We start from the raw sequence: 21,136 nt of genomic DNA on the forward strand, positions 1-21,136 counted from the left end.
CTGCTTTTTCGGCGCTCCTCAGACCGCGTTTGCTGCGACCAACTGCGACGCAAACGGCTACTTCGAGAACTGTGAAATCTCAAACACCGGCACCAGCGTTGACATCGGCGGCACGGGGTCGCAGGGCGGATCCGGCGGTAGTGGCGGGTCCGGCGGCGGCGAGTCACACGACAACGACAACCCCGGCTCCGGAGACGGACAGATCGTCGTCCCCGTCGCACCCGAAGTGGAATGCGCATTCGATCCGTGCCGCGGCAACTACGACGTGGTCCTAATCCCGATCCCCGAGGTGACGCTGGCCGATCTCGCCTCCTTCACCCCCGCCCGCCCGTCGCTCGACGGGGAGCCCGCCGGGCTGGGTGTCGTCGGCATGCCGACGAACTTCGTCGCCGCGGCATCCGCCCAAGACATCCAGGGGGTCATCTTCGAGCGCCCGGTGGTCGTCCGTTTCACGCCGGCGGGCTTCCGCTTCTCCCACGGCGACGGCACCACGTCGTTCTCGCCGGCGGGCGGTGCCAGCTGGTCGGCACTCGGTCAGGCGCAGTTCACCCCGACGGCCACGAGCCACGTCTACAGCGCGCGCGGCACCTATGTGGCGGCGGCCACCGTGCAGTACTCGGCCGCCGTGAACTTCGGCGACGGCTGGCGGCCGGTGGCCGGATTCGTCGAAGCGACGGCCGGTGGGTACGAAGTGCGCGTCGTCGAGGTGCACACCGCGCTGGTCGACAAGACGTGCCTCGAGAATCCTTCCGGCCCCGGCTGCTGATCGCCGCGACAGACCCCGTGACAGGATGAGCGCATGCCCGACCGTTTGATGCTGCTCGACAGCGCGTCGCTCTACTTCCGCGCGTTCTACGGGGTGCCCGACAAGATCAAAGCTCCCGACGGCTCGCCCGTGAATGCGGTCCGGGGGTTTCTCGACATCATCACGAAGCTCGTCACCATGTACGAGCCGACCCATCTCGTCGCGTGCTGGGACGATGACTGGCGACCGCAATGGCGGGTCGACCTGATCCCCACCTACAAGACGCACCGGGTTGCCCAGGTCATCGACGTGGGCCCCGACGTCGAGGTGGTCCCCGATCCGCTCGAAGTCCAAGTGCCGGTCATCCGAGAGGCGCTCGGCGTGCTGGGCATCCCCATCGTGGGGGCTGCCGCGCATGAGGCCGACGATGTCATCGGCACCCTCGCGACCGTCGCCGAGATGCCCGTGGACATCGTCACCGGCGACCGCGACCTGTTCCAGCTCGTCGACGACGCCCGCGGCGTTCGGGTGATCTATACCGCTCGCGGCATGAGCAATCTGGAGGTCGTCACCGACGCGACCGTCGTCGCGAAATACGGTGTCCTTCCGACGCAGTACGCCGACTTCGCCACCCTGAGAGGCGATTCCTCCGACGGGCTCCCCGGCGTCGCGGGTATCGGAGAGAAGTCCGCCGCGACCCTGCTCGCCGCCCACGGTGACCTCGAGGGCATCCTCGTCGCGGCCGCCGCGGGCGAAGGCATGTCGGCCGGTATGCAGGCGAAGATCGCGGCGGCACTCCCCTACCTCGAGGTCGCCCCGACCGTCGTCGCCGTCGTCAAAAACCTTCCGCTCGAGAAGGCCGACTTCCGCCTGCGACCCCTCACCGCCGAGAAGAGGGCGGATGCCTCGGCCCTGGCCGAGCGCCGCGGCCTGGGCACCACGATCGACCGGATCGTCGCGGCGCTCGACCGCTGAGCCGACGCCCGCGACGTCTGCGGCATCGGTCGGGCGAGCGGCCTCGGCGTCGATTCCGCGGGCGACGCGGCGGAAGACCGGACATCGCGCCATCCCTGGATGGAGGTACTCCCGCGGGAGTACCCGGACCACTCCCGCGGTCAGATGCCTCCCAGCAGCCCCCGGCGTAGCATCTCGTGCATGCCTGGTGTCGTGTGGGAGCGGTCCGCGCGCGCCGACGGCGCCGACGCCCCGCCCCGCTTCGGACCGCCGTCCACCGTGGGACTGCTCGTGCCGGTCGTGATCTCGTTCCTGATCCAGGTTCCCGCCGCGATCGGCATCTCGTTCTGGATGCACAGTCCCCGCGGGTGGGCGGCGCTGAGCGTCACGCTGGCTGCGGCATCCGCCCTCTGCCTGCTCGCGGCCCGCCGGCATCCCGGCCCGACGGTCGCCGTCGTCGCCGCGCTCACCGCGGTGGACCTGTTCGTGCCACCCGACGCCGGGCCGCCCTTCGTCGCCCTCGCCTTCGCGATCATCGCCGCATGCCTGCGCGGCGCACGCCTCTGGGCGCTCGTCTCGGTGGGCGTGGGGTGGCTCGCGGCGGTGATCGGCAGCGGACTGCTCGACACCACGTGGCACCCGTTCCGCATCGCCCTCACGACATTCGGACTCGCCCTCTGCTTCGCGATCGGCGAGAGCATCCGCGCACGCCTCGCCCACGCCGCCGCGCGACGCGACCAGCTGGCCGAACGACGTCGCACCGCCGAACAGGATGAGCGCACCCGCATCGCCCGCGAGCTGCACGACGTGCTCGCGCATTCCTTGAGCCAGATCTCCGTGCAGTCCGGCGTGGGTCTGCACCTCTTCGACCGAGAGCCCGAACGTGCCCGCGAGGCGTTGTCGAGCATCCGCGCGCTGAGTGCCGTCGGTCTCGATGAGGTGCGGGGTGTGCTCTCCTTCCTGCGTGGAGACGAAGCGTCGAACCCGCAGACCGCTCCGCTGACCCCCCAGCCTCAATTGGCCGACCTCGCCGCCTTGGTGCGTGAGCGCACGGCGATGGGACTCACCGTGACGCTGAGGGACACGCGAGAGGATGCCGCGCCGCGGAGCGCTGTGCAGACCACCGCGTACCGCATCGTGCAGGAGGCGCTGACGAACGTCGTGCGGCACTCCGCCGCGACGACCGCCACCGTGACCGTCGACCACAACGGCTCGGATCTCGTCGTCGAGGTGGAGGACGACGGCATGGGCATCGCCCCCGCCGATGTCGAGGGTGCGGGACTGCGCGGGATGCGCGAGCGCGCTGATCTCGCCGACGGCACCCTCACCGTCGGCACGGGTCCGCGCGGCGGCACGGTCGTCATCGCCCGGCTGCCCTGGGAGGGCCCCCGGTGATCCGGGTCGCTCTCGCCGACGACCACCAGCTGGTGCGGGCCGGGTTCCGCGCCCTGCTGAACTCCGAACCCGACATCGAGGTCGTGGTCGAGGCGTCCGGCGGGGAAGACCTCCTGCGCGCCATCCGGGCGACACCGGTGGATGTCGCTCTGCTCGACATCCGGATGCCCGACGGCGACGGGTTGTGGACGACCGAGCAGATCGCCGCGGACCCCGCCTTGTCGGACGTGCGGGTCGTCATCGTCACGACCTTCGAGCTCGACGAGTATGTCGCCCGCGCGATCCGCGCGGGCGCCGCCGGTTTCCTCGTGAAGGACACGGAGCCGGTCGACCTGATCCGCGCGGTCCGCGTGGTCGCCGAAGGCGATGCGCTGCTCTCCCCCGGCATCACACGACGACTGCTCGAACGCGCTGCGGAAGGGCTGCGGGATGCCGCGAGCCCTTCGCCCCTCACCGCACTCACGGATCGCGAGCGCGAAGTCCTGCTGCTCGTCGGACGCGGTCTCTCGAACGACGAGATCGCGGCGGAGCTGTTCCTCTCCCCGCTGACGGCGAAGACGCACGTGTCGCGGATCATGCAGAAGCTGCACGCGCGCGATCGCGTGCGGCTGGTCGTCCTCGCGTACGAGTCCGGCCTGGTGACACGCGGCTGGGGTTAGGAGCACGACCCTCCACTCGACGTACTCCCGGGGGAGCATGAGGAGACACCTCCTCCGCCGGATTCGTCCGACAGCGCGCGGGCGTTGACTCGGAGCATCCGATCGCAGCGGTCCGCGCCGCGATCATGACGAGAGGACACCCCATGTCATCGGGAGACATCACCACCGCCGCCGCCGCGCACTTCGGCGGACCGGCCGGCTTCGCGCCTTGGCTGTTCCTGCTCATCCCGCTGTTCTGGATCGCTGTGTTCGCGATCCTGTTCGCCGTCTTCGGCCGACGCTGGCGTCGCGCCGCCGCGGCGAACGGAGGGGGACCCGGCGGGCGCCTGAGCCCCGTGCGCCGTGCGGAGACCACGCTCGCCGAGCGGTTCGCCCAGGGTGACATCGACGAGGTGGAGTACCGGGCGCGCCTGGAGGTCATCCGCGCGAACGCCGCACCACCGGCCTGAGCGCTGGGGCGGCGACGGCCTCGGCCGTGTCAGGACCGCCGACGAGCGTCGCGGCGTCCAGCGTTCAGCCTCGGGATCATGCCCGTCGCGTCTCGACCCACTCGCGCAGGCGGTCCAGCGGCCACGTCGTCACGATGCGTTCGGCCGGCACGCCCGCGCGCTCGGCCCGTTCGGCTCCATAGTCCAGCAGCGCCAGCTGGCCGGGAGCATGCGCGTCGGAATCGATCGAGAACAGGCATCCGGCGTCCAGAGCGATCGCGATGAGCTCATCCGGCGGATCCTGCCGTTCGGGGCGGGAATTGATTTCGACCGCGACGTCGTGCTCGGCGCACGCCGCGAACACGGCGGCCGCGTCGAGGCTCGACGGCGGTCGTGTTCCCCTCGAGCCCTCCACCAGCCTGCCGGTGACGTGTCCGAGCACATCGGCGCGACCGCTTCGGACCGCCGTGACGAGACGCCGCGTCATCGGTCCCCTCTCCATCCGCAGCTTCGAATGAGCGGATGCCACGACGATGTCGAGTTCGTCGAGCAGAGCGGGCTCCTGGTCGAGGTCGCCGTTCTCGAGGATGTCGACTTCGATACCCGAGAGCAGTGTGAAGCCGTCGCCGCCGAGCTGGGCGATGACCTCGCGCTGGGCGCGCAGCCGCTCGGCGGACAGCCCGTTCGCGACGCGCAGTCGCGGTGAGTGATCCGTGAGCGCGAGGTATTCGTGACCGAGCGCACGACCGGCGTCGACCATGAGATCGATCGATGTCAGACCGTCCGACCAGTCGCTGTGCGAATGCAGGTCTCCGCGGAGGAGTGCGCGCAAGGCGTTCGGCTTCGGACCGCCCGCGCGCTCCCGCAGGTCGGCGAGGTAGTCCGGCACGCGACCCTCAAGAGCCTGCTGGATCACGGCGAAGGTCGAGTCCCCGACGCCTTTCCGGCGCTTGAGGGATGCCGTGTCCCGCAGCTCGGTTTCCGACATGTCGGAGATCGCCTCGGCCGCGGTGCGGAAGGCCTTCGACTTGTAACGCGACGACCGCTCGCGCTCCAGCAGCGTGGCGATCTCGTTCAGCGCCTCAAGCGGGTCCACGTCAGGCCAGTCTCATGTCGTCGAAGCCGCTCACCGGACCGTCGTCGGTCAACGGACCGCCGACGCCAACTCCTGAGTGACGGACACCCACTCGTCGAGCTTGGCCGCCGCACCGCCGGAGTCGATGGCGGCCGCCGCGTCGTCCTGCGCCTCGGCGAGACGCTCGAGGATCGGGCGCTGCGCCTGCGTGGAATCGCGGAACAGGCGGTACGAGACCATTCCCGCTGCGGCGTTCAGCAGCACGATGTCGCGCACCGGTCCACGGTCGCCCGCGAACACGCGATGGACGACGCCGGCATTGTGCGCCGGGTCGCCTCCGAGCAGATCGTCGATGTCCGCCAGGGGGATGCCGAGGTCACGCGGATCGAGATCGTGCTCGTGGACGTCGCCGCGGCTGATCTCCCAGAGCCTGCTGTGGCCCGTCGTCGTCAGTTCGTCGAGCCCGTCGTCGCCACGGAACACCAGCGCGGTCGCTCCACGCGTCCGGAAGACGCCCGTGATGAGCGGCACCCGGTCCAGGCTCGCCACACCGACCGCATTGGCCTCGGCCCGAGCGGGGTTACAGAGCGGGCCCAGAATGTTGAAGACCGTCGGCACTCCCAGCTCCGACCTCGTCGGCCCCGCATGGCGGAAGCCGGGGTGGAACGCCGAGGCGAACGCGAAGGTGATCCCGGTCCGCGCCAGCGTCTCGGCGACCGCGGACGGATCGAGCGTCAGATCGAGCCCGAGCGCGCCGAGGACGTCGGACGAGCCCGAGGCGGAGCTGGCCGCCCTGTTGCCGTGCTTGGCGACGGGGATGCCGGATGCCGCGGCCACGACCGCCGACATCGTCGAGATGTTGACCGTTCCGAACCGGTCGCCACCGGTGCCGACGATGTCGAGCACGTTGGCATCGACGGGGAGCGGGACGGCCGACTCGAGGATCGCATCGCGGAAGCCCACGACCTCGTCGACGGTCTCGCCCTTCGCCCGCAGGGCGATGAGGAAACCCGCGAGCTGCGACGGCGTCGCCGAACCCGTCATGACCTGCCGCATCGCCCATGTCGCTTCGGAGATGCTGAGGTCGCGTCCGTCCAGCAACGAGGTGAGGATGTCGGGCCAGGAGTGAAGCTCAGCCATAGCTCCCGATCGTAGTCGGATCGTGACTTCGGACCGACCTTTCGATGGTCTGAAGGCTCACACGCGGCGCTCAGGCGGCGGAGGGCGCATTGGCAGGCCGCTCTGAGGCGATCCTAAGTTCAGAGCTGGTCAAAACAAGGCCCTCAAGTGCGAGCTCACCCCCTCCAGATCGGTCATAATGGGGAATGTGACGACCACGACAGCGACCTATTCTCAGGCGATGCGGTCCGTCAAGCGGCCCGATCCGGTCGCTGTCGGAACCATCGTGTGGCTCGGTAGCGAGGTGATGTTCTTCGCGGGTCTTTTCGCGATCTACTTCACCCTGCGCAACACCTCCCCGGAGCTTTGGGCGGAGCGGACCGAGCTGCTGAACGTGCCCTTCGCGACGGTCAACACGATCATCCTCGTGCTGTCGTCCGTGACCTGCCAGATGGGTGTCTTCGCGGCGGAGCGGTTCCAGCCGTATTCGACCAAGAAGCGCGGTGTGCTCGGCTGGGGCATGGTCGAGTGGTTCTTCCTCACCTTCGCGCTGGGCGCGATCTTCGTCACCGGTCAGGTGTGGGAGTACGCGCAGCTCGTGGCGGAGGGGATGCCGATCTCGGCGGACTCGTACGCCTCGGCGTTCTACATCACCACCGGCTTCCACGCCCTCCACGTGACCGGCGGCCTGATCGCCTTCCTCCTGGTGATCGGCCGCGCATTCGCGGTCAAGAACTTCGGGCGCAAAGAGATGACCACCTCGATCGTCGTGTCGTACTACTGGCACTTCGTCGACGTCGTCTGGATCGCCCTGTTCCTCGTCATCTACTTCCTGAAATAAGAGCGGAGCCGTACTCGACATGGCACGAGAGAAGAAGCGCCGAGCGACCGGACGCCGCAGCCCCGTCGCCGCAGCTGCGCTCATCGGCATCGGCCTGCTGCTGACCGGCGGGATCTACGCCGGCGCGTCCGCAGCGATGGCCTCGCCCACAGACACGGCGGTCACGTCCACGCTGACCGCGGATGACGGCAAGAAGCTCTTCCAGGCGAACTGCGCCACCTGCCACGGACTCGATCTCCAGGGTACGGAGGCGGGTCCCTCGCTCTACGGCGTGGGCGAGCTCGCCGTCGAATTCCAGGTGTCGACGGGACGCATGCCGCTGCAGATGCAGGGCCCGCAGGCGCCGCAGAAGCCGGTCCAGTTCACGGAAGAGCAGATCCAGGCCATGGCGGCGTGGGTGCAGTCCACTTCTCCCGGCCCGACGTACCCCGACGAGGAGGTCCTCGACGGCGAGGGCGACGTCGCCCGGGGCGCCGAGCTGTTCCGTATCAACTGCGCGATGTGCCACAACGTGGCGGCCGCCGGTGGTGCGCTCACCGAGGGCAAGTACGCGCCCGCGCTCACCGAGACCAGCGCCCTGCACATGTACGCGGCGATGGTGACGGGTCCGCAGAACATGCCCGTCTTCAACAACCTGAACCTCACGGCAGAAGACAAGCGCGACATCATCTCTTCTCTGCTCTACATGCAGAACAACGAATCCGCCGGCGGTTACGCCCTCGGCTCGCTCGGCCCCGTGTCGGAAGGTCTGTTCATCTGGATCTTCGGCATCGGAACGCTGATCGCGCTCACGGTGTGGATCTCCGCGAAATCAAACTGATCGCCCGCTGACAGAAGAACGCACGAGGAGCACCATGGCACACGAGCAGAATGCGCTCGAGCACGAGAGGGCTTCCTGGAAGCCGTCTTCGGGGCTGGAGATCGCGGTCACCGACCCGGTGCAGCCTCCGCCGCTCCCGCCGCATCGCGAGCGCGTCACCGACAAGGACCCGGCCGCGATGAAGCGCGCCGTCCGGACCGTCTACACGCTGTTCTACCTCTCCGTCGCCGCCAGCATCTGGGCGATGGTCGCGTACATGATCTTCCCGATCGAAGACGGCGAGATCCTCAGCATCCGGCACAACAACCTCTTCATCGGTCTGGGCATCGCGCTCGCGCTGCTCGCCATCGGCATCGGTGCGACGCACTGGGCCAAGGCGATCATGTCCGACAAGGAGTACATCGAGGACCGGCACGCGACCCGTGGCCGCGACACGACCCGCGAAGCCGTGGTGGCGGCGTTCGCCGAAGCCAATGAGGAGTCCGGCTTCGGGCGTCGCGTCATGATCCGCAACTCGCTGTTCGCCGCACTCGCCGCCTCGGTCATCCCTGGCGTCACGCTCTTTCGCGGCCTGGCCCCCCAGGACACGCCGGAGAACCCGAACGCGGGCAACCCGGTTTTCCTTCTCAGCCACACGATGTGGGCCGAGGGCATGCGACTCGCGCACGACCCGTCGGGTGAGCCGATCCGCGCGTCGGACGTCACACTCGGCTCGGCCGTGCACGTCATCCCCGAGGAGCTCGCCTCCCTCGGGCACGAAGAGGGCTACCTCGAAGAGAAGGCGAAGGCGATCGTGCTGCTCATGCGCATGCTGCCCGAGCAGATCACCGAGGCCGACGACAAGAAGGACTGGTCGTACGACGGCATCGTCGCGTACTCGAAGGTGTGCACCCACGTCGGTTGCCCAGTCGCTCTGTACGAGCAGCAGACGCACCATCTCCTGTGCCCCTGCCACCAGTCCCAGTTCGACGTGGCCAACGGCGCAGCCGTGATCTTCGGCCCCGCCGCCCGGCCGCTTCCGCAGCTGCCCATCACCGTCGACGCGGACGGCTATCTCGTCGCCCGCAGCGACTTCAACGAACCGGTCGGCCCGAGCTTCTGGGAGCGTCACTGATGACTACCGCATCCGCATCAGGATCGGGCGTACCCGCCTTCGAGGCGGCCTCGAGCACGAAGGCCCAGCCGGCAAACTTCCAGGGAAAGGCATCGGACAAGCCGCTCGGCGGTAAGTTCGTCGCCGGCGCAGCGAACTACCTCGACGAGCGCACCAGCCTCTCCGGGCTGGTCAAGGAGCTCGGCCGCAAGATCTTCCCCGATCACTGGTCGTTCATGCTCGGTGAGATCGCGCTGTGGAGCTTCGTCGTCGTCCTCATCTCGGGCACGTTCCTGACGTTCTTCTTCCAGGCGTCCATGGTGCCGACCCACTACGACGGCGCGTACATCCCGATGCGCGGTGTCGAGATGTCGGCGGCGCTCGACTCATCGCTGCGACTGTCGTTCGACATCCGCGGCGGTCTGCTCGTCCGTCAGATCCACCACTGGGCGGCTCTCGTCTTCGTCGCCGGTATCGGCGTGCACATGCTGCGCATCTTCTTCACCGGCGCATTCCGTAAGCCCCGCGAGCTCAACTGGGTGATCGGTTTCATCCTCTTCATCCTCGCGATGGCAGAGGGCTTCACCGGCTACTCGCTGCCGGACGACCTGCTCTCGGGTAACGGCCTGCGCATCATCGACGGCATGGTGAAGGGCATCCCCCTGGTCGGCACGTGGATCTCGTTCCTGCTGTTCGGAGGCGAGTTCCCGGGCGATCAGATCGTCGGTCGTCTGTACACGCTGCACATCCTGCTGCTCCCCGCGATCCTGGTCGGGCTCCTGGTGCTCCACCTGATGCTCATGGTGATCAACAAGCACACGCAGTTCGCCGGTCCGGCCCGCACGAACAGCAACGTCGTGGGTTACCCGATGATGCCCGTGTACATGTCGAAGATGGGCGGCTTCTTCTTCATCACCTTCGGTGTCATCGTGCTGATCGCCTCGCTGTTCACGATCAACCCGATCTGGAACTACGGCCCGTACGACCCGTCCCCCGTGTCGGCGGGCACCCAGCCCGACTGGTACATCGGCTTCGCCGACGGCGCACTCCGACTCGTTCCGCCGCACCTCGAGACGGTGTTGTTCAACCACACCATTTCGTGGAACATCCTCCTGCCTCTCGGAGTGATCGGCGTCTTCATCGTGCTGGTTCTCATCTACCCTTTCATCGAGGCCTGGGTCACGGGTGACAAGCGCGAGCACCACATCGCTCAGCGTCCGCGCAACGCGGCCACCCGCACGGCCATCGGAGCCGCCGGCGTCACGTTCTACGCAGTCCTGTGGGCCGCAGCATCATCGGACATCATCGCGACCCACTTCTGGGTGACCATGGAAGGTGTCATCCACACCCTCCAGGCGCTCCTGATCGTGGGCCCGGTCGTCGCCTACTTCGTGACGAAGCGCATCTGCATCGCGCTGCAGAAGAAGGACCGCGAGATCGCTCTGCACGGTTACGAATCCGGTCGTATCGTCCGTCTTCCCGGCGGCGAGTACATCGAGGTTCATCAGCCCGTCGATGAGTACGACCGGTGGAAGCTCGTCTCGCACATTGACAACGAGCCGCTGGTCGTCCGTCCCAACGCGCACGGTCGCATCCCATGGCACGAGAACGTCCGCTCGTCCATCTCGCGCTGGTTCTTCGAGGACCGGCTCACGCCCCTCACGCAGTCTGAGCTCGACGCCGCCGTGGCTCACCAGCACCACTCGCTGGATCACATCGCCGCCGAAGAGGACGCTGAGATCCAAGGTGCGCACGATCGCGCCGGGGTCCCCGACGCGCCGCACCGTCCGATCGACGACGGCAACCAGTCCGAGACGGCCGTCCGTCCGTCGAACATCATCATCCCGGAGAAGCCCGACGCTTCGAAGGGCTCGTCTCCCGACGACAAGTAGCCGGCTGAACAGCAGGATGCCCGGTACGATCACCCGCGAGGGGATCGTACCGGGCATCCTTCTGTTCAGCTCGGGGTCGAGCCGGCTCGATGACGGCAGGAATCGTGCTCGGGGTGACCGGGAGACGGCGTACCGCGATCGAGTTCGCCGCGTAGCGTCGAGATCATGACCGACACGGCTTCCTTCTTCGCTCAGCGTCTCGCACACGAGACAGACCCGTCAGACGTCTACGCCGCACAACGGGCCGGTGAGGAGTTCACGCTGGTCGACGTGCGCAGTGACGCTGCGTGGGCCCAGGGGCGCATCAGCGGGGCCATCCACCTGCCGCACGCCATGATCGCCGAACAAGCCTCCGCGGAGATACCCCTCGACTCCCCCGTCGTCGTCTACTGCTGGGGCCCGGGCTGCAACGCGGGCGTGAAGGGGGCTCTCGCCTTCGCACGACTGGGGTACACCGTCAGAGAGATGATCGGCGGGTACGAGTACTGGGTTCGCGAAGGTCAGCCCACCGAGGACTCAGACGGACCACTCCCCCGGGTCTTCGATCCGCTGACCATGGTGGTGCGCTGACCCGCTCTCTCAGGCCGTCTCGACATCGAGGTCGAAATCGTCGACGAACCACGATGCCGCGGCCCCGGTGAAGGCGGGGGCGGAAGGCGCGTAGTCGAGCGCATCCGTCGTCGTGTCGCAGACCACGGCGGTGACATTGTCCATGGTGCCCGCGCGCAGAGCGAGTCGCACCACCGCGTCCGCCGCATCGTGCGGGTCGGCGACGGAGACGAGCAGCTGTTCGAGGTACGGTTCCGGAACATAATCCGTCACCCCGTCGCTGCACAGCAGCCAACGGTCACCGTCCTCCGCCTCGTGTCTCGTCACGCGGACGACATCATCCTCGTCACCGCTGAGGGACGCAGTGATGATGTTGCGACGTGGATGGGAAGCGGCATCTGCGAGCGAGAGGATCCCCTGGTCGACGAGCTCCTGGACGTAGGAGTCATCTCTGGTCATCCGGGTCAGAACGCCACGTCGCAGACGATAGCCACGCGAATCGCCGGTATGGGCCAGCAGCAGGGTGTTCGCCGTCGCTCCGCAGAAGATGCCTGTCAACGTCGTCGCCATGCCGACGAGCGAAGGGTCCCGCGCAGCGTGGGCGGACAGCTCCCAGTTGGCGACCAGGATCCGCTCCTGCAGTCCCTCCGGGTCGTCACGCCGGTATGCGCCGGTCGCGGCGAGCCTGTGCAGGAGCGACGACGAAGCCAAGTCGCCGGCGGGCCCGCCACCGACGCCGTCGGCGACCACTGCGCCCCACGGGGCGGTGAACGCCGCGTCCTGATTGACCGACCGGTGGAGGCCTACGTCGGAGACAGCGGCGGCGAGAAGACGCACAGAGTCAGCGGGCGAAGTATCCGCGATAGTACTCGTACACCCAGCCGACGATGGCGACGGCGAAGACGGCGAGGCCGATCGGGAACATCCACGAACCGACGGCAAGGCCGATCATGCCGATCGCGGCGGATGACGCCAGCACGATGGGCCACCACGACCACGGGCTGAACTCGCCGAGCTCGGGGTCGCCGTCGTCGATGTCGGCCGTGAGGATGTCCTCGGGCAGCTCACCGCCCTGAGCGCTGTGCACACGACCGATGTAGAACGCGATGAGCGCCGCCATCAGCGCACTGAACAGCAGGGCGACACTGCCGACCCACTCGATCGCGTGATACCAGGCGACCTCCGGTGAGACGTGCGCGATGATGTTCCACGCCGTGTACATGGCGAAGACGAGGAAGAAGAAGACGGTGAGCAACCACCAGAGTCCGGTGTTGGTGCGCACCTACTTGACCTTTCCCTGGTCGGCGTCGACGACGGGCGCATCGGGGGCATCCTTCGCCGGTCCCACTCCGACGGGCAGTCCGGCCTCGGGGTGGTTGAGATCGAAGGCGGGGCGCTCGCTGCGGATGCGCGGGATCGACGTGAAGTTGTGCCGCGGCGGCGGGCACGACGTCGCCCATTCCAATGACGCGCCATATCCCCACGGGTCGTTCACCGTGATCTTCGGCGCCTTCCGCGCGGTGACCCACACGTTGAACAGGAACGGGATCATCGATGCGCCGAGGATGACGGAACCGATGGTCGACACCTGGTTCTCCCACGTGAAGCCGTCCGCTGCGGAGTAGTCGGCGTAGCGACGCACCATGCCGTCGACTCCCAGCCAGTGCTGGATGAGGAAGGTCATGTGGAAGCCGACGAACAGCATCCAGAAGTGGATGTACCCCAGGCGCTCGTTCAGCATGCGGCCGGTGAACTTCGGCCACCAGAAGTAGAAGCCCGCGAACATCGCGAACACGACCGTCCCGAACACCACGTAGTGGAAGTGCGCGACGACGAAATAGGAGTCCGACAGCGCGAAGTCGAGCGGCGGCGACGCCAAGATGACACCCGTCAGCCCGCCGAAGACGAACGAGACCAGGAACCCGAGGGCGAACATCATCGGCGTCTCGAAGGTGACGGAGCCCCGCCACATGGTGCCGATCCAGTTGAAGATCTTCACCCCGGTGGGCACCGCGATCAGCATCGTCATGAGGGCGAAGAACGGCAGCAGCACCGAGCCCGTCACATACATGTGGTGCGCCCACACCGCCACCGACAGGGCCGCGATCGCGATCGTCGCGTACACCAGAGTCTTGTACCCGAAGATCGGCTTCCGGCTGAACACCGGGAAGATCTCCGACACGATCCCGAAGAACGGCAACGCGATGATGTACACCTCCGGATGCCCGAAGAACCAGAACAAGTGCTGCCACAGCAGCACCCCGCCATTGGCCGGATCGTAGATGTGGGCACCGAGAACCCGGTCCGCAGCCGCGGCGAGGATGGCAGCAGCCAGAACGGGGAACGCCATCAGCACGAGGATGCTCGTCACCAGGGTGTTCCAGGTGAAGATCGGCATGCGCCACATGGTCATACCGGGCGCGCGCATCGTGATGATCGTCGTGATGAAGTTCACCGCACCGAGGATCGTTCCGAACCCGCTCATCCCGAGGCCGAGCATCCAGAGATTACCCCCAGCCCCCGGCGAGAAGGTCGCCCCCGCGAGAGGTTGGTAGGCGAACCATCCGAACGCAGCGGCACCCTGCGGGGTGAGGAAGCCCGAGACGGCGATGGTGGAGCCGAACAGGAACAGCCAGAACGCGAACGCGTTCAGCCGCGGAAACGCGACATCGGGCGCACCGATCTGCAAAGGCATGATCACGTTCGCGAAACCCGCGAACAACGGCGTCGCGAACATCAGCAGCATGATCGTGCCGTGCATCGTGAACAGCTGGTTGTACTGCTCCTTGGTCGGGACGATCTGCATGCCCGGCTCGAAGAGCTCGGCGCGGATGATGAGGGCCATCACGCCGCCGAGCATGAAGAACACGACGGATGCGATCAGGTACATGTACCCGATCGTCTTGTGGTCGGTGGACGTGATCCACTTGACGACGATGTTGCCCTTCTGCTCGACACGCGTCGAACTCAGAAGAGCCGCCTGCCGCGCCGGCAGCGTCGTCGGACGGCCGGAACCCGACTCTTGCAACGGAAGCGTGGTCGCCATGATTACTCGTTCCCCTCGGCGCCGGTGCCCGGCTGATTCTGCAACCGGTCGTACTCGTCGGTGATGTCTCCGGTGTTGCCCTGCGCACGGAGCGAGGACAGGTACGACTCGTACTCGTCGTCGCTGACGACCTTGACGTTGAAGAGCATCGCGGAGTGGTACTCGCCGCAGAGCTCTGCGCACTTGCCCTCGTAGGTGCCCTCGCGAGTCGGCGTGAACGACCAGTAGTTGTCCTTGCCGATGTACATGTCCTTCTTGTACAGGAAGTCGATGATCCAGAAGGAGTGGATCACGTCGCGCGACTGCAGCTGGATCTTGACCGTCTTGTCCACCGGCAGGTACAGGGTCGGCAGCTTGTCCTGGTCGACGTCGCCGTTGGCGGCGGGCTCGGCCTGGACGCCGATCGTCCAGACGGCGTCCGAGTTGTCCTCGTCATCGCCGTTGTACTGGAAGTCCCACGCCCACTGCTTGCCGATGGCCGTGATCGAGACATCCGGGTTCTCGGTCTGCGTCTCGAGGATGTTCTGATCGCGGGCGGTGAAGGCGAAGAAGCCCACGACCAGGATCAGCGGCACCACGGTGTAGAAGATCTCGATGGGCATGTTGTAGCGCATCTGCACGGGAAGACCGGTCTGGCCCTTCCGGCGGCGGTACGCGATGGCAGCCCAACCCATCAGTGCCCACGTCACGATTCCCACGACCAGCAGCACGATCCAGGAGTTGACCCAGAGGCCGGCCACCATCTCCGTGCGGTTCGTCGCGGGCGGCTCGCCCTCGACGAAACCGGGGAGGTAACCGTGCAGCTCCTGCTGCGTGCACCCGGCCAGGACGACCGCGGCGGCGATACCGATCGGAAGGATCGCCCACCGGATACGGCGTTTCGAAGGAGCTCGATTCGACTGCACTGTGCACCTTCCCGGGGGTAAAAGAACTGCCGTCAGTCTACGGCAACCTCACACGGTATTCGGGCCATCCGCTCAGCACGATGGGACGTCGTCGAACCATATCCGCGCGGGCGTCAGACGCCGAAAAGCGCCCCAGGACGGCGAAGTCCTGGGGCGCTCCTCGTCGGAAGATCAGTGGAAGCTGTCGCCGCACGCGCAGCTGCCTGCGGCGTTCGGGTTGTCGATCGTGAAGCCCTGCTCCGAGATCGTGTCCTTGAAATCGATCGAGGCGCCGTCGAGGTACGCGACGCTCATGTCATCCACGATGACCTCGACGCCGTCGAAGTCGACGGTGTTGTCACCATCGAGGTAGCGCTCGTCGAAATAGAGCTGATAGATCAGGCCCGAGCATCCGCCGGGCTGGACGGCGACGCGCAGACGCAGGTCGTCGCGGCCCTCCTGGGCGAGCAGGTGCTTGACCTTCGCCGCGGCGGCGTCCGTCAGCTGCACGCCGTGGGCGTTGACGGTCTGGTCGGGAGACAGGGCGGTGTCGGTCATGACTCTCCTTGACGGCGGGGCGATCGGTTGTCTTCGTCGATTCTACGCCCGGACGCGGCATCCGGTCGCGAGGGCTCCTCAGACGGTGCGCGCGTCGAGACCCTCGAGCAGGAGCGCCTCCGAGAGCACGGCGTGGCGGAACGTGTCCAGATGCAGCGACTCGTTGGGGCTGTGCGCGCGTGTGTGCGGGTCTTCGACGCCGGTCACGAGGATCTGCGCCTCGGGGAACGACTCGACGAGATCGGCGATGAACGGGATGGAACCGCCGACGCCGATGTCGATCGGCTCGACGCCGTACCCCTCGTGGAGCGCTTCGCGCACCGCGTCGACCGCCCAGCCGCTCGTGTCGACGAGGAATCCGTTGCCGAGGTCGACGTCGGTGAACTCCAGCTGAGCACCGAACGGCGCGTGAGAGCGCAGGTGCGCCTCCAGAGCCGCATAGGCGTCCTCGGCGGGCTGTCCCGGAGCGACGCGGGCGCTGATCACGACGGATGCGGACGGAGCGAGGGTGTTGGATGCCTCGGCCACGCTGGTCGCGTCGATCCCGGTGATCGTGATCGCGGGCTTGTTCCAGATGCGACTGAGGATCGTCCCCCGCCCGATCGGCTGAACACCCTCGGGCAGCCCCGCCTCGTCGCGCAGGGTGGCCTCCGAGTACTCCGGCGTCGTGCCCTCGCGCTCGGTCATCCCCTCGACGGCGACGGCCCCGTCCGCGTCCCACAGCGTCGCCAGCAACGTGACCGTCGCCATCAGTGCGTCGGGCACCGCCCCGCCGAACATGCCCGAGTGGGAGGCGTGATCGAGGGTGCGCACCGTGAGCGTGAAACGGGCGTTCCCCCGCAGCGAGACCGTCACGGCCGGTGTGTTCAGGTCCCAGTTGCCCGAGTCCGCCACGACGATCACGTCACTGCGCAAGGCGTCCACATTGTCGGAGAGGAACTGTGCGAAAGATCGGGACCCGTATTCCTCCTCGCCCTCGATGAACAGGGCGACTCCCAGGTCGAAATCGTCGCCCAGCGCCTCGCGCAGCGCGCGGAGCGCGGCGATGTGGGCCATCACGCCCGCTTTGTCGTCGGCCGCGCCGCGCCCGTACAGCCGACCGTCGCGGACCGTCGGCTCGAAGGGCGGCGTCTCCCACAGCGCCTCGTCGCCCATGGGCTGGACGTCGTGATGGGCGTAGAGGAGCACGGTCGGTCGGCCGTTGCGCGCGGCTCGGGTCGCGAGGACCGCGGGCTGCCCGATCTCATCCGTTCCGGGGATCGCTGCGGACGTGACCTGCACCTGATCGAACACCCCCGTTCCCTCGGCGAGGGCGGCCACAGCCTCGGCGCTGCGCTGCAGCTGGGTCTGATCGAACGCCGGCCAGGCGATGGACGGGATGCGCACCAGCGCGCCCAGGTCGGCAAGCGCCGCCGGGATGCCGGAGGTCGCAGCATCGCGTACGGCCTGAGTGCGGGACAGTTCAGTGCTCATGCGAGTAATCTTAAGTCCATCGCCTTTCGCAACATTTGAGGATCACCGTGGCAAAGTCACCCGAAGCCCCCGCGTCCAGCGCAGCGCCCTCCGAGGGAACGGTCCTCAACGGCGGCACTGTCAGCCCGTCCGGCAAGGGGCGCGCGACGCCCTCTCGCGCCGAGCAGGAGGCTGCGCGCAAGCGGCCGCTCGTCGCCGACACGAAAGAGGCGAAGGCGCGTGCGCGCGCAGACCTCGCCGCGCAGCGCGAGAAAGCCCGGGTCGGCATGGCCGCCGGCGATGAGAAGTTCCTCCCGGTGCGCGACAAGGGTCCGCAGCGCAGGTTTGCCCGCGACTTCGTGGATTCCGGGTGGCACCTCGGTGAAGCCGTGATGCCTGCGATGGTGCTGGTGATCGTCGCGACGTTCATCCCGCTCCCCGCCATCCAGTACTACTCGTTCATCGCACTGTGGATCTTCATCCTCTTCGTCATCGGCGACATGATCATCACGTCGATCCGCGTGAAGCGCGCCGTTCGCGACAAGTTCGGCGCCGAACGCATGGAGAAGGGCCTCGGGTGGTACGCCGCGATGCGGACCATCCAGATGCGCTTCATGCGCCTGCCCAAGCCGCAGGTCAAGCGGGGCCAGCACCCCGCGTGAGCGGGGCGCTCACCGGCTGCGGGAGAGCCCGCGGTTGAGGTGCCGCGCCCAGAGCGGGCCGCGGTAGATGAACCCCGTGTATCCCTGGACGAGGGTTGCGCCCGCCTCCTGCAGCGCCCGCACGTCTTCTGCCGTCTCGACTCCCCCGACCCCGATGACGCAGAACTCCGGGCTCGGAGCCGCACCCCGCACCAGACGAACCACGTCGAGTGCGCGCTGTCGCACGGGCGCGCCGGAGAGCCCGCCGGCACCTGCGGCCGCCACGGTCGCCGCGTCGGTGCGCAGCGCGTCCCGGGAGATCGTCGTGTTGGTGGCGATGAGTCCCGCAAGCCCCAGATCGACGGCGAGTCGCGTGATCGCGACCACCTCGTCGTCGGTCAGGTCGGGGGCGATCTTCACGAGCATGGGCGTCGTGCCGGCGGCGTCCTTGACGGCCCGCAGCAGTGGTGCCAGCGTCTCGACCGCCTGCAGGGTTCGCAGACCCGGCGTGTTCGGCGATGAGACGTTGACCGCGAGATAGTCGGCGAGTGGAGCCAGGAGGCGTGCACTGCGGACGTAGTCCGCCGTGGCGTCCTCGACGTCGATGACCCGCGATTTGCCGATGTTCGCGCCGATCACGGGTCGATGGCGCCGAGTGCGAAGCCGACGGAGCCGTGCGGCCGTGGCATCCGCTCCGCCGTTGTTGAAGCCCATCCGGTTGATGAGCGCACGATCTGCCGTCAACCGGAACAGGCGGGGTCGCGGGTTGCCGTCCTGCGGGATGGCGGTCACGGTGCCGATCTCGACGTGTCCGAACCCGAGGGCCCCGAGGCCGAACGCGCCGACGGCGTCTTTGTCGAAACCGGCCGCGATGCCGAAGGGTGTGGAGAACTGCAGCCCGAGGGTGGTTGTGCGGAGCGCAGGATCGGGCGCGGTCAGCGCGCGCGCGATCCATGCGAACGGCCGGACCCCGGCGAGTCGCACCACGAGCATGCCGGCGTGGTGCGCGGTCTCGGGGTCGAAGCGGGTCAGGACCGTGCGGAACAGGAGGGGATACATCCCCGCCAGATTATCGGGCCTCGAGCGCGTCCGATGACGTCGACCGCGGGTCATGCGCCTCCGCCTGCGTACCGTGGTCGGCGCGCAGGAGTCCGATGGCCGTCTCGAAGTCTTCGAGGGAGTCGAACGCCTGGTACACACTGGCGAAGCGCAGGTACGCGACCTCGTCGAGTTCGCGGAGGGGTCCGAGGATTGCGAGACCGATCTCGTTCGTGTCGACCTGGGATGACCCGGTCTGGCGCACCGTCTCCTCGACGGCCTGCGCGAGCATCGCCAGGTCGGCATCGGTGACCGGACGGCCCTGACACGCCTTGCGGGCTCCCGACATGACCTTTTCCCGACTGAACGGTTCGATGACCCCCGACCGTTTGATCACGTTCAGGCTCGCCGTCTCCATGGTGGAGAATCGGCGCCCGCATTCGGGGCACTGGCGACGGCGACGGATGCTGAGTCCGTCGTCACTCGTCCGCGAGTCGATGACGCGCGAGTCGGGATGGCGGCAGAAGGGGCAGTGCATGGCATCGACAGACTACGCCACGCAACCGTGGTGGTCCGGAACGGTCAGTGCCGCGCGTCGAGCTCGAAGCGCGCCTCGACGGCCTCCCCGTGGGCGGGCAGGACTTCGGCATTCGCAAGGGTCACAATCTGCTGACGCACCTCGGCAAGGGCGTCGCGGGTGTACTCGATCACCTGCTGCGGGCGCAGGAACGTGGCGGCCGAGAGCCCGGGCGCGTAACGGGCCTGACCTCCCGTCGGCAGAACGTGGTTGCTCCCGGCGAGATAGTCCCCGAGGCTCACCGGCGAGTGATCTCCGACGAACACCGCTCCCGCGTGCACGAAGTCGCCGGGCCGGGGGTCGGCGAGATGCAGTTCGAGGTGCTCGGGGGCGTAGGCATTGCTGACGTCCGTCGCCGTCTGCAGGTCGTCGACCAGGATGATCGCGGACTGCGGTCCGGCGAACGCCTCGGCGACCCGTTCTGCGTGCATCGTGAGGGGAGCGCGCATCGCCAGCTCGGCGTTCACCGCGTCGACGAGTGCCGAGGATGCCGTGACGAGCACGGCGGCCGCCTGCTCGTCGTGCTCGGCCTGGCTGATCAGGTCGGCCGCGACGAGCCGCGGGTCGGCACTGTCGTCGGCGACGATGAGGATCTCGGTCGCGCCCGCCTCCGAGTCGGTGCCGACACGTCCGGCCACGGCGCGCTTGGCCGCGGCGACGAAATTGTTGCCCGGTCCGCTCACGACGTCGACCGGAGAAAGCCCGACGGAATCGACGCCGTGGGCGAAAGCGCCGATGGCACCCGCTCCGCCCATCGCGTACACCTCGGTCACGCCGAGGAGGTGTGCGGCGGCGAGGATCACGGGGTGCACCCGACCGTCGTACTCCCGCTGGGGCGGCGATGCGAGCGCCACTTCACGTACGCCCGCCACCTGCGCGGGCACCACGTTCATGACCACGCTGGACGGGTAGACCGCCTTCCCGCCCGGAACGTAGACGCCCACGCGACGCACCGGCTGCCAGCGCTGCATGACGAGGGCGCCCTCGCCCAAATCGGTGACGACCGGTGACGGGACCTGCGCGGCCGACGCGAGGCGTACCCGGCGGATCGCCTCCTCGAGGGCGCCGCGTACGTCTGGGCTCAGTGCGGCGAGCGCCTCCGACAGATGCGACGCCGGGACGCGCACAGCATGGTCGCTCACTCCGTCGAAGCGTTCGGCCTGACGTCGCAATGCTTCCTCGCCCTCACGGGCGACATCCTGCACGAGCGCAGCGGCCGTGGTCAGCGCCTCCTCGCGCGCCGCAGTGGCACGCGGAACGGCGGCGAGCAGCTCGGCGGCCGACAGCGTCCGTCCGCGGAGATCGATGGTGCGAAGCATCCCTCCAGGCTATCCGCTCCGCAGGAGCGGTCAGCGCTCGAGCGCTGCAGA

22 protein-coding genes are annotated in these 21,136 nt (G+C 67.7%); 11 read left to right on the forward strand and 11 right to left on the reverse strand.

Translation table 11 applies throughout. The annotated features are described in order from the left end of the window. Nucleotides 1-265 precede the first annotated feature (265 nt). The 5 genes from ACFXOO_RS14595 (at nt 266) to ACFXOO_RS14615 (ending at nt 4,202) form a co-directional block, all read left to right on the forward strand. On the forward strand, nt 266-766 hold the full coding sequence (locus ACFXOO_RS14595; protein WP_394563956.1) for a hypothetical protein: 501 nt from the start codon (nt 266-268) through the stop codon (nt 764-766). Between the two features lie 33 nt (nt 767-799). Beyond that, entirely contained in the window at nt 800-1,720 is a 921-nt protein-coding gene (locus ACFXOO_RS14600; protein WP_394563957.1) for a 5'-3' exonuclease H3TH domain-containing protein, read from the forward strand. Between the two features lie 180 nt (nt 1,721-1,900). Then, nucleotides 1,901-3,094: a sensor histidine kinase gene (locus ACFXOO_RS14605; protein ID WP_394563958.1), complete on the forward strand. Its 1,194-nt coding sequence runs from the start codon at nt 1,901-1,903 to the stop codon at nt 3,092-3,094. Then, nucleotides 3,091-3,753, forward strand: a complete 663-nt coding sequence (locus ACFXOO_RS14610; RefSeq protein ID WP_394563959.1) for a response regulator — start codon at nt 3,091-3,093, stop codon at nt 3,751-3,753. The genes ACFXOO_RS14605 and ACFXOO_RS14610 overlap by 4 nt, the downstream gene beginning before the upstream one ends. A gap of 143 nt (nt 3,754-3,896) precedes the next feature. Further along, nucleotides 3,897-4,202, forward strand: coding sequence for a hypothetical protein (locus ACFXOO_RS14615; protein ID WP_378850098.1), 306 nt, complete (start codon nt 3,897-3,899; stop codon nt 4,200-4,202). A 76-nt stretch (nt 4,203-4,278) separates the two neighbouring features. Here ACFXOO_RS14615 and ACFXOO_RS14620 read toward each other — a convergent pair whose 3' ends face one another. Further along, nucleotides 4,279-5,277 (reverse strand): PHP domain-containing protein, encoded by a 999-nt coding sequence (locus tag ACFXOO_RS14620; protein ID WP_394563960.1) that lies wholly within the window; start codon nt 5,275-5,277, stop codon nt 4,279-4,281. Between the two features lie 48 nt (nt 5,278-5,325). Next, nucleotides 5,326-6,396: an anthranilate phosphoribosyltransferase gene (trpD, locus tag ACFXOO_RS14625; protein WP_378840154.1), complete on the reverse strand. Its 1,071-nt coding sequence runs from the start codon at nt 6,394-6,396 to the stop codon at nt 5,326-5,328. Nucleotides 6,397-6,574: 178 nt separating this feature from the next. Between trpD and ACFXOO_RS14630 the strand changes: the two genes are divergently transcribed. From ACFXOO_RS14630 to ACFXOO_RS14650, 5 genes are all read left to right on the forward strand, one after another. After that, complete coding sequence (locus ACFXOO_RS14630) at nt 6,575-7,216, forward strand: heme-copper oxidase subunit III (protein ID WP_378840157.1); 642 nt, start codon at nt 6,575-6,577, stop codon at nt 7,214-7,216. Between the two features lie 19 nt (nt 7,217-7,235). After that, complete coding sequence (locus tag ACFXOO_RS14635; protein ID WP_378840159.1) at nt 7,236-8,036, forward strand: c-type cytochrome; 801 nt, start codon at nt 7,236-7,238, stop codon at nt 8,034-8,036. 34 nt (nt 8,037-8,070) lie between these two features. Continuing rightward, nucleotides 8,071-9,150 (forward strand): Rieske 2Fe-2S domain-containing protein, encoded by a 1,080-nt coding sequence (locus tag ACFXOO_RS14640; RefSeq protein ID WP_378840162.1) that lies wholly within the window; start codon nt 8,071-8,073, stop codon nt 9,148-9,150. Beyond that, nucleotides 9,150-11,021, forward strand: coding sequence for a cytochrome bc complex cytochrome b subunit (locus ACFXOO_RS14645; RefSeq protein ID WP_378850093.1), 1,872 nt, complete (start codon nt 9,150-9,152; stop codon nt 11,019-11,021). Before ACFXOO_RS14640 ends, ACFXOO_RS14645 begins: the two co-directional genes overlap by 1 nt. A gap of 165 nt (nt 11,022-11,186) precedes the next feature. Then, the gene (locus tag ACFXOO_RS14650; RefSeq protein WP_394563961.1) at nt 11,187-11,591 is read left to right on the forward strand and encodes a rhodanese-like domain-containing protein; all 405 of its coding nucleotides are present in this window, start codon (nt 11,187-11,189) and stop codon (nt 11,589-11,591) included. 9 nt (nt 11,592-11,600) lie between these two features. Here ACFXOO_RS14650 and ACFXOO_RS14655 read toward each other — a convergent pair whose 3' ends face one another. The 6 genes from ACFXOO_RS14655 to ACFXOO_RS14680 form a co-directional block, all read right to left on the reverse strand. Beyond that, nucleotides 11,601-12,407, reverse strand: a complete 807-nt coding sequence (locus ACFXOO_RS14655; RefSeq protein WP_378850087.1) for a PP2C family protein-serine/threonine phosphatase — start codon at nt 12,405-12,407, stop codon at nt 11,601-11,603. 4 nt (nt 12,408-12,411) lie between these two features. Further along, nucleotides 12,412-12,852, reverse strand: coding sequence for a cytochrome c oxidase subunit 4 (locus ACFXOO_RS14660; protein WP_394563962.1), 441 nt, complete (start codon nt 12,850-12,852; stop codon nt 12,412-12,414). Then, the gene (gene ctaD, locus ACFXOO_RS14665; RefSeq protein ID WP_378840174.1) at nt 12,853-14,616 is read right to left on the reverse strand and encodes a cytochrome c oxidase subunit I; all 1,764 of its coding nucleotides are present in this window, start codon (nt 14,614-14,616) and stop codon (nt 12,853-12,855) included. It lies immediately after the preceding gene. 2 nt (nt 14,617-14,618) lie between these two features. Then, nucleotides 14,619-15,521: a cytochrome c oxidase subunit II gene (gene coxB, locus ACFXOO_RS14670; RefSeq protein WP_378840177.1), complete on the reverse strand. Its 903-nt coding sequence runs from the start codon at nt 15,519-15,521 to the stop codon at nt 14,619-14,621. A gap of 171 nt (nt 15,522-15,692) precedes the next feature. Then, complete coding sequence (erpA, locus tag ACFXOO_RS14675; RefSeq protein WP_378840179.1) at nt 15,693-16,058, reverse strand: iron-sulfur cluster insertion protein ErpA; 366 nt, start codon at nt 16,056-16,058, stop codon at nt 15,693-15,695. Between the two features lie 78 nt (nt 16,059-16,136). Then, a complete protein-coding gene (locus ACFXOO_RS14680) occupies nt 16,137-17,531 on the reverse strand; it encodes a dipeptidase (protein ID WP_378840181.1) in 1,395 nt (464 codons plus the stop codon). Nucleotides 17,532-17,578: 47 nt separating this feature from the next. On the opposite strand from ACFXOO_RS14680, the gene ACFXOO_RS14685 reads away from it, so the two are divergent. Then, nucleotides 17,579-18,172 carry a DUF3043 domain-containing protein gene (locus tag ACFXOO_RS14685; protein ID WP_378854303.1) on the forward strand — a complete coding sequence of 198 codons (594 nt, stop codon included), beginning with the start codon at nt 17,579-17,581 and terminating at the stop codon, nt 18,170-18,172. 9 nt (nt 18,173-18,181) lie between these two features. Here ACFXOO_RS14685 and ACFXOO_RS14690 read toward each other — a convergent pair whose 3' ends face one another. The 3 genes from ACFXOO_RS14690 to hisD are packed head-to-tail and all read right to left on the reverse strand — an operon-like array spanning nt 18,182 to nt 21,085. After that, nucleotides 18,182-19,210 carry a quinone-dependent dihydroorotate dehydrogenase gene (locus ACFXOO_RS14690; RefSeq protein ID WP_378840184.1) on the reverse strand — a complete coding sequence of 343 codons (1,029 nt, stop codon included), beginning with the start codon at nt 19,208-19,210 and terminating at the stop codon, nt 18,182-18,184. Nucleotides 19,211-19,220: 10 nt separating this feature from the next. Further along, a complete protein-coding gene (gene nrdR / locus ACFXOO_RS14695; RefSeq protein ID WP_394563963.1) occupies nt 19,221-19,727 on the reverse strand; it encodes a transcriptional regulator NrdR in 507 nt (168 codons plus the stop codon). A 44-nt stretch (nt 19,728-19,771) separates the two neighbouring features. Continuing rightward, nucleotides 19,772-21,085: a histidinol dehydrogenase gene (gene hisD / locus ACFXOO_RS14700; protein WP_378840188.1), complete on the reverse strand. Its 1,314-nt coding sequence runs from the start codon at nt 21,083-21,085 to the stop codon at nt 19,772-19,774. Nucleotides 21,086-21,136: the final 51 nt, after the last annotated feature.

It is taken from the genome of Microbacterium sp. P03 (assembly GCF_043556235.1).
Lineage (GTDB): Bacteria > Actinomycetota > Actinomycetes > Actinomycetales > Microbacteriaceae > Microbacterium.